We start from the raw sequence: 9239 nt of genomic DNA, 5'->3' as shown, positions 1-9239 counted from the left end.
GTTGTTATATAATCAACAGGTAAAAGCCTGGTGGTTAACAAAATAGTATCTTGGCTCAGTCTCCGTGAGGGTGGTTCACATCCTCCGTGAGGCTGGCTCACAAAGTCCGTGCAAGTGGTTCATTTGCAACGGAATATACAATTGTATCGCCGCGCTTCCCGTTCGGCTAGTCAAGTATTGCGCTTTGCTTCTCATTTTATGCGATTTTTGCGAATGGCACGGGGGAACATACGGGGAAATCGTGTATGCGTAACCATCCGATATACACGCAGAAACTCCCGGCAGAATTTCTCGTATAAGATCTTCCGTCGGGAGTTTCCCTTATCTATTCCTGTGAAATTTTATTTCTGATACTCTTCCTCGATATTTTTTACCGCACGGAGCTTGTTCGCGTATTCCAGAATCTCTTCTTTGGAATATTTCTGTTTCCGGCACCAGGTGAGGATTTCTTCTTTTACTTCCTCCGGCATCTTGTTGTTCATGCGCAGACAGTCGCAGAAGGTTCTCTTCGGAGAATAATATTTGTAGGAACCAAACTCTGTCTTTTTCTCACAGATTTCGCCCGGGACGTCGGCATTCTGGAAATAAAAACGTCTGATTTCAAAATTTTCCAGATCCATTTTTTTCCGGTCTGTCCGTGCTGTTGCAACTGCAATCGTAGCCGGCTCTTCTTTCAGCATTCCGGCAAGCCATGCGGCACTGTCCATGCAGATGACTGCGCGTGGGTTTACTTTCGCAATTTCGATATATTGATAGTCTTCCGGTTTTTCATAACCACAGTCCTTGCACCAGTACCAGCCGCGTGCAAATCGTTCCAGACTTCCTTCCTCTTCCATTTCTGCCAGCTGCAGTACGGTCACCTGATGATCTCTGAGGTCTGCGAAGCTCATATATCCATGATGTTCTTTAAATAACGTCGTGATCTTCTGGTATGTTTTAAAAAGCATATTTTCTTTCCCCTTTCAGGATGTGATACATCTTTTTTCATCTATAGGCGTTTGCACATATAATATTCCAATTTTCATGGAATGGCAAGCACTAATTTGCAAAAACCATGTTTTTTCTCTGTTTTTTTCTTATTAGCTGCCGCTAACATATTTCTCTTTTCATTACTTATAAGTATACCTTTTTTACCTGAAATATGCAACCTGCTGATCCGCTTTTTCTGTTCTCATACCAGCAGAAAAAGACCGGATTTTTCACTTCTCATCCGGTCTTTTTCTCTTTCATTCTATCTTTTAACGTTTACCGTAAAACCTTTTTACTCTGCCGCTTCCAGAATTTCCTTTAATGCTTTGATATACAATTTACACTCCTCCATCGTTCCCACGCTGACACGGCTCATCTCGAAGGCGCCGATGCGGATGCCCTTGTCCATCAGCTGCTCCTGGATCCATGCCGGATCTTTTCCGGTGTCAAAGTAGATGAAGTTCGACTGGGACGGATAGACTTTGCAGCCGAGTGCCGCCATCTCTTTTTCGAGATATTCTCTTCCCTCTACGACCTTTGCTTTCTGCTCCTGATAATATTCCTGGTCTGCCAGACCTGCCACAGCCGCTTTCTGTGCGCAGACGTTCAGGTTCCAGGAAGCAGAACATTTCCGCATGATACCGATCAGCTCTTCGGATCCTAACGCATAACCGACACGAAGGCCGGCCATCGCATAGTATTTCGAGAAAGTACGGAGCACCAAAATCGGTTTTTCCGGGTGGGCTTTCATGTAGGGAATCATGCTGCAGCAGTCCGGTTCGGTGGCAAATTCCATGTACGCCTCGTCCATCACCAGCAGGACGTCGTCCGGCAGCTCATCCGCAAATGCTTCCAGTTCCTGGATCGGTACGTACGTTCCGGTCGGATTGTTCGGGTTGCAGATGACCACGATTTTTGTTTTCTCACCGATCTTTTCTTTCATTGCCGGGAGATCGAATTTCTGCTCTTCCGTCACCGGTACGGAAACCGGCACGCCGCCGTTCAGATACGCCATATCAGCGAATGCGCCGTAGGTCGGGACGGAGAACAGCACTTCATCTCCTTCATCCAGAAACGTCAGGCCGATCATATCGATCATCGCACTCGATCCGGCTCCGGTCAGTACGTTTTCTGCCTGCAGTCCATACAGCTCCGCCACTTTCGTTTTCAGCAGTGCTGCCGCGAAATCAGGGTAAAAATGGCTTCCCGATATGGAGTCCTCCAGCGCCGCCGCTGCCTTCGGCGACATGCCGTAATTGTTTTCATTCAATCCCATATGGATCAGTTTTGAGGTATCCTTGGCAAATGCTTTCTGCCGTTTGCTCGGCGGCATACTCTGTAATGCATGACTGATGATTTTATTTACTTCCATATCCATTCCCTCCTGTTTTCGCGGCTTCTTCTCTTAAAGTTTCTCAAACGTGTTCCCGTCCTCAGGAAACCTTCTTCTCTGCTTTCTCTTTCATAAATGCTTCCACGATCGAGATAAATTTCTCATTGTCCTCCGGGCGGCCGACGCTGACACGGTTCAGATCGAAGTTTCGGATCATGATGCCGTTCTGCATCAGCAGGTCGTAGAGTTCGGTCACGCTGTAGCCTGTTTTGAAATAAACGAAGTTGGTATCGGAATCATACACTTCACATCCGATTCGGCGGAGTTCCGTCATCAGGTATGCTCTTCCGGCGGAATTGAATTCGTACGATTTTCTGGTATGCTCTTCATCCTCGAGTGCCGCAATCGCTGCCACAATCGCCAGGCGGCAGGCTCCCGGCACGGTGCCGCCTCTTCCAAGTGCTGCCAGAAGTTCCGGACACGCTGCTGCAAATCCAAGACGCATACCGGCCATCGCATAGATTTTCGAAAAGGTCTTTGTGACGATCAGGTTCTCTTTTTCCGGGATCAGCTTCATCATGGATTCGGTGCATCCCGGTGTCGCTGCAAAATCGAGATACGCTTCATCGATGACAACGAGCACATTCTCCGGCACTTTTCGGATAAAGGCTTCCATCTCGGCCGACGTTTCTGCCACGCCGGTCGGATTTCCCGGATTGCAGACGATGACGATTTTCGTCTTTTCGGTGATGGCATCCAGCATGCCTTCAAGATCCTGGTGCAGTCCTTCTTTGACCGGAACCATCACGCTTTTGGCTCCGTTCCGGAGTGCCATCATCGGGTACTGCATGTAGGGGATGGAGCTCATGACAATCTCATCACCCACGCCCAGAAACGTATCGGCGATTCCATTTAAGACACCCGTAGCACCTACATTGATCTGCACACAGTCTGACGGGATGCCGTATTTCTTTCCGATCTGTTCAAACAGCTCCTGGTTCCGGTCTCCGGGGTAACGGCAGATATTCTGCATCTCTTCGGCAACGACTTCTTTCACATGATCGGAGACACCAAACACATTCTCATTCGCCGCCATTTTTTCGATGTGATCGACACCGTATTGTTTCATCATATCGCTGATCTGCGGCGGAAGCCGGTATGCGGGCATGTGTAACAGTTGTTTCTTCATCAGGGCTTCATAGTTCATGGTTTGTGCTCCTTTCTGCGGCGGCCCGGGGCGTTTCAAAGCTCCGGGCCTGTTGTGGCGGTGTTTCAGGATTCGGAAGAGCTGTCTCCTAATACCAGATATTTGGTACGGATCATATTTCTGGACGGATCAATTTCAAAGTTTGTGATGTTGGTATTGACCAGATAAATATTGGAAGAGTTCAGAACCGGTACGCCGAAGCAGTAATCGTTCAGCAGTACGTTCTCTGCCTGATGCAGCAGATCGAATCTGGCGGTCGGATCGCTTTCCTGGTTGGACTCAGTCATCAGTTCATCGTACTCCGGGCAGTTGGTTTTGTTGTCGTTGTAGCTGTCGTTGGAACGGTACATGGAAAGGAAGGTGAACGGGTCGGTAAAGTCTGCGGTCCATCTCATGCGGGCGATCTGGAAATCACCGGATCTTCGCTCGGCTACCTGTACCTGCTGCTCTTCTGCCTGTAATTCTACTTCAATGCCAAGGTTTGTTTTCCACTGTGCCTGCAGCGCCTGTGCCATATCACTGTCGAGCTGGAGGCTCGGGTATTTGTATGTGACTGCCGGGAAGCCTTCACCGTCCGGGTAACCTGCTTCTGCGAGAAGCTCTTTTGCTTTGTCCGGATCAAAACCGATCGGATCTCCGTCTGCCTCATCCGCCCAGTCTTTGCCGCTTGCGGAAGATTTCATATGTTTTGCCACGAAGAAATCCGTTGCCTCATAGGAGGAGCCACACGCAGAAGCTACTTCGTCACGGTTGACTGCCATAGAGAATGCCTGGCGGACACGGACGTCATCAAATGGAGCTTCACTTACATTAAATAATACATAATAGCTTGTCATGGCCGGGGAAGTAATCAGCTCGTCGCTGTCTTTGTACTCATCCATAACGGTATAGTCTGCGGAGATAAAGTTCAGCTCGCCGGATTTATATGCATTAATGATGGACTGTGTATCGTCCATTACCATTTTTTTGATGGTGTCGGTTTTGATCCGGTCTGCCTGAACGTAGTTTTCATTTTTCTTGTATACACAATACTGGTTCGGTACATACTCTGCCAGATAGTACGGTCCGCAGCTGACCAGCGCGTCCATATCATTTCCCATCGCCCAGTCGCCGTTGGTCTCGGTCTGGAGTTCGTGGTGGGTCGGCATGTAAACCGGAAGAACAAAGAGCTGTTCAAAGTAAGCACAAGGCTCTTTTAAAGTAAACACGATGGTTTTGTCATCGCTTACATCCACGCCAAGACCGCTCTCATCACCGGTGCCGTTGTACATCTCCTCGGCTCCCTCGATCGGATAGAGCATCGAAGAATAACCGCTCTTGCAGTTCGGGTCGAGTGCACGGACAATCGTGTTTTTAAAGTCTGCGCTTGTCACATCATCGCCGTTGCTCCATTTTGCATCGCTGCGGAGATGGACGGTGTACTGTGTCATATCGTCGTTGACGTCAACGCTCTCTGCCAGAATGTAATCCCAGGAGCCGTCCTCTTTCATTTCCATGATCGGGGCCATACACACATCGTCGTAGGACCACCACCAGAGGGCGCTCTCACCGGCGCTGTCGAGCGATCCCGATTCAGTATACATCGTTGTCACAATCATATCGGAACTGCTGCTTTTTCCTCCTCCGGAAGAGCTGCTGCTTCCTCCGCCTGTGCTTCCGCATCCGGCAAGGGATCCTGCCAGAAGAACGGCGGTCGCCAGTGACGCTGCTTTTTTCCACAATTTTCTCATAATGTTCTCCTCCTCTGCTGTTGCTATGCTCTGCCCTGAAGCAACGGTTCGATTGCCAAACCTTCCCTCTGTCTCAGATACCTCGGGGAATATAAGAAGCAAGCCACTTTCCTGTCCTCGACTTCATACGTCGCCGGGCGGGCCTGGCTGCATTCTTCCATTGCGTACGGACACCTCGTATGGAACGGGCATCCTTTCGGCGGATGGATCGGACTTGGAATTTCGCCCTCCAGCAGGATTCGCTTTCTGCTTCTGGCGGTTTTCGGGTCCGGGATCGGCTCTGCGGAGAGCAGTGCCTTCGAATATGGATGAAGCGGATGACGGTAAACCGCATTGGATTCGCCGACCTCCACCATGTGGCCCAGATACATGACACCGATCCGGTGGCTGATATGTTTTACCATGCCAAGATCGTGTGCGATAAAAAGATAACTGATTCCTTCCTTTTTCTGAATATCCTCCAGCAGGTTGATGACCTGTGCCTGGATCGAAACGTCGAGCGCCGAGATCGGCTCGTCGCAGACGATAAAGTCGGGTTCGAGTGCCAGCGTTCTTGCGATTCCGATCCGCTGTCGCTGGCCTCCGGAAAATTCATGCGGATACCTTCGGATGTGGTCCGGCTTCAAGCCAACCGTTTCCAGCAGCTCCTGCACGCGCTCTTTCCGTTTCTTCTCATCATACATGTGATGAATCACCATCGGCTCCTCGATGATCTCGCCGACGGTAAAACGGGGATTTAAGGATGCGTATGGATCCTGGAAAATCATCTGCAGCTTCTGCCGGTAAGGAAGCATCTTTTTCCGGGAGAGCTTCGAGATATCCTGTCCTTCGAAAACGATTTCGCCTTTCGTCGGCTCGTAGATCCGTAAAATCGTGCGGCCCAGGGTACTTTTTCCGCAGCCGGATTCGCCGACGAGACCGAACGTCTCTCCTTTTTTGACCTCAAAGGAAATCCCGTCCACGGCGATAACCTTCTGCGATCCTTTCATTCCTCGGTTGACATCAAAGTATTTACACAGGTTCTTTACTTCCAGTACGTTTTCACTCATTGGCAGCCGCCTCCTCCCCGGAAACTTTGATATATTTCTCATCCATGCATTCCAGCCAGCACCGGCAGCAGTGGGTTTCGCTGTACGTCGTCACCGGTGAGGCCTGTACCTCGCAGATCTTCATCGTGTACGGACAGCGGCTCATAAATGCGCAGCCCTTCGGCAGTTTTAAGAGATCCGGCGGTGTGCCCGGGATCGGGACGAGCGGTTCGTCGTTGTCCTTTGCCGAGTTGTTGATGCTGTTCAAAAGACCTTTCGTATACGGATGATGCGGTTCGTAGAAAATCTCATCGACCGTTCCCTCTTCCACGATCTGTCCCGCATACATAATGGCGATCCGGTCGCACATCGAAGCGACAACGCCGAGGTCATGGGTAATCATGATGACCGAGGTTCCTTTTTCCTTCGTCAGCTTTTTCAAAAGCTCGAGGATCTGCGCCTGTACCGTTACATCGAGTGCAGTCGTCGGCTCATCCGCGATGATCAGTTTCGGATCACACGCCAGCGCGGTCGCGATGATGATTCTCTGCCGCATGCCGCCGGAAAATTCAAACGGATACTGGTCGAGCCGCTTTTCCGGACTTGGAATGCCGACCTGGCGCATCAGTTCAATCGCTTTCGCCTCGGCTTCCTGTTTCGAACATTTCTGATGCTTGCGGATTCCTTCGGTCATCTGGACGCCGATCTTTAAAATCGGGTTCAGAAACGTCATCGGGTCCTGGAAGATCATGCCGATACGGTTTCCGCGGATCTGCTGCATTTTCTTCTCGTATTCCCGTTTTGCCTTCCGGTCGCTGGTGTGCGGCGGGGAAATGTTTTCTCCGTCAAAGGTGATCTCGCCTTCCTCCACCCGGCCGTTCGATGCCAGAAGTCCCATCAGCGTCAGCATGCCGACGCTTTTTCCGGAACCGGATTCTCCGACGATTCCGAGCACCTCGCCTTCTTCCAGATGGTAGGAAACATCACGCACGGCGCTGACCGTTCCCTGCTGTGTTGCAAATTTCGTTGTGAGATGGCTGATTTCCAGTAAACTCATACGCTTCACCCCCTGGTTTTCTTTGGATTAAAGGCATCGCCGATTCCCTCGCCCAGGAAGTTCAGGGAGAAAATGGTAATACAGATACAGATGGTCGGCAACAGGAGCTGTCCCGGATGCATCGTCAGCACCTGTCTGGCATCCTGTGCCATGGAGCCCCAGCTGGCCATCGGAGCGGAAATGCCGATTCCGATGAAGCTTAAGAAGGCTTCGGTAAAGATCGCGTTCGGAACAAGGAAGGTAACCTGAACGATGATCGGTCCGATCGCATTGATCAGAAGGTGGCGGAACAGGATTCTCGCATCGCTTGCGCCGATGACGAGTGCTGCCATCGAGAACTCCTGCTCTTTTAAGGCGATCAGCTGGCCCCGCACCTGACGTGCCATGCCGATCCAGCCCGGAATGCAGATACCGATCAGAATGCTCCGCACATTCGATCCGAAGACCATCATAATCAGGATGACGTAGATCATCGACGGCATCGCGTAGATGATATCCACAATACGCATCACAAAGTTATCGAATTTTCCACCAATGTAGCCGCACAATCCACCGATCACAACTCCGAGGATGGTGTTGATGACGGCTGCTCCAAATCCGATCGCCAGACTGATGCGGCCGCCGTAGCAGAGCCTTGTGAAAACATCGCGTCCGAATTTGTCGGTTCCGAAAATATGCTGTGCCGAAAAGCCCGCGTACTGATTAGCTGCGTCCTGCGCATCGTATGCGTAAGGGCTGATCATCGGTCCGAAAATGGAGACAACCGCCAGAAGGATGATGACAACAAGTCCAAGAACTGCCATTGGATTTTTCTGAAATCTTCCCCACGCCGCCTTCCAGAAGCTCTTGCTCTCTACGGCGATAAATTCGCTGTTCTTTTTGGATGGATCAATCGGTGAAAACCAGTCCATAACAGTCACCTCCTAGTTTGTCAGTTTGATTCTCGGGTCAATGAGGGAACAGATGATATCAACCGCCAGATTGGCGACGGTGATGATCACGCCGATGAAAACGCTGAAGCCAAGTACGACGGTGTAATCACGGTTGGTGATGGCATTCGTAAATTCACGTCCGATACCCGGGATGGAAAAAATGGATTCTACAACGAAGCTTCCGGTGATCAAAAATGCGATGGCCGGTCCGAAATAAGTGACAACCGGGATCAGTGCATTTTTGAGGACATGGCGGACGGTGATGTACATGTTGCTGAGGCCCTTTGCCCTTGCCATCGTCACGTAGTCCATCTGGATTGCTTCGGAATACGTACTCTTCGTCAGCCTGGCGATCGAGGCGATCTGTCCGAACGACTGCGCTGCCACCGGAAGAATGTAGTTTGCCGGGGAACCAAGACCGACGATCGGGAGTACCGGCCACCAGACACCGAAGACCATCATCAGCAGGATCGCTGTGACGAATCCCGGGATACTGACCCCCAGCGTCGCAATTCCAAGCAGCGTATTTCTGACTGCCAGCCGCCTGCTCGTCGCCATCCAGATACCCATCAGAATACCGATGAAGGCGGATACCGCGATGGAGAGAAGTCCGATGCTCAAGGTGTACGGAAATCCTCTTGCGATGAGGGTGTTGACGGAAACATTCTTTTTATAGGAAACACCGAGATCGCCGTGCATCAGATTTTCCATGTACAGGATGTACTGTTTCCACATCGGCTCATTCAGTCCGTAGGTGGTTTCGAGCTGTTCAATTGCGCTCTGGGAAAGGTTGTCCGCCTCGAACGGGCTGCCCGGCATAATCCGGATCAGAAAAAAGGTAATGGTGATCAGTGCCCAGATCGTCACCACTCCGATCAGTAAACGTTTTATGATGTATCTTACCATGCAGCATTCCTCCCGTTCCGGCTTGTTCTATCTATACCAGAAGGGGCAGCCGAACGATTTGTTCTGGCTGCCCCTTC

The 9239-nt window shown here is 50.7% G+C and carries 8 protein-coding genes; all 8 read right to left on the bottom strand.

Annotated features, from left to right (window positions below):
* Positions 1-341: 341 nt before the first annotated feature.
* Complete coding sequence (locus ACY2VT_RS04460; RefSeq protein ID WP_022462444.1) at positions 342-947, bottom strand: type IV toxin-antitoxin system AbiEi family antitoxin domain-containing protein; 606 nt, start codon at positions 945-947, stop codon at positions 342-344.
* 314 nt (positions 948-1261) lie between these two features.
* Complete coding sequence (hisC, locus tag ACY2VT_RS04455) at positions 1262-2341, bottom strand: histidinol-phosphate transaminase (RefSeq protein ID WP_461879044.1); 1080 nt, start codon at positions 2339-2341, stop codon at positions 1262-1264.
* Positions 2342-2402: 61 nt separating this feature from the next.
* A complete protein-coding gene (locus ACY2VT_RS04450) occupies positions 2403-3509 on the bottom strand; it encodes a pyridoxal phosphate-dependent aminotransferase (protein ID WP_461879043.1) in 1107 nt (368 codons plus the stop codon).
* Between the two features lie 65 nt (positions 3510-3574).
* Positions 3575-5239 (bottom strand): peptide ABC transporter substrate-binding protein, encoded by a 1665-nt coding sequence (locus ACY2VT_RS04445; protein ID WP_461879042.1) that lies wholly within the window; start codon positions 5237-5239, stop codon positions 3575-3577.
* 23 nt (positions 5240-5262) lie between these two features.
* Entirely contained in the window at positions 5263-6288 is a 1026-nt protein-coding gene (locus ACY2VT_RS04440; protein WP_461879041.1) for an ABC transporter ATP-binding protein, read from the bottom strand.
* Positions 6281-7333: an ABC transporter ATP-binding protein gene (locus ACY2VT_RS04435; RefSeq protein ID WP_461879040.1), complete on the bottom strand. Its 1053-nt coding sequence runs from the start codon at positions 7331-7333 to the stop codon at positions 6281-6283. Before ACY2VT_RS04435 ends, ACY2VT_RS04440 begins: the two co-directional genes overlap by 8 nt.
* On the bottom strand, positions 7330-8235 hold the full coding sequence (locus tag ACY2VT_RS04430) for an ABC transporter permease (protein WP_461879039.1): 906 nt from the start codon (positions 8233-8235) through the stop codon (positions 7330-7332). Before ACY2VT_RS04430 ends, ACY2VT_RS04435 begins: the two co-directional genes overlap by 4 nt.
* A gap of 12 nt (positions 8236-8247) precedes the next feature.
* Entirely contained in the window at positions 8248-9162 is a 915-nt protein-coding gene (locus tag ACY2VT_RS04425; RefSeq protein WP_461879038.1) for an ABC transporter permease, read from the bottom strand.
* Positions 9163-9239 lie beyond the last annotated feature (77 nt).

Source organism: Fusicatenibacter sp., from assembly GCF_050872605.1.
GTDB lineage: Bacteria > Bacillota > Clostridia > Lachnospirales > Lachnospiraceae > Fusicatenibacter.
This window is presented reverse-complemented; position numbering and strand designations above follow the sequence as displayed.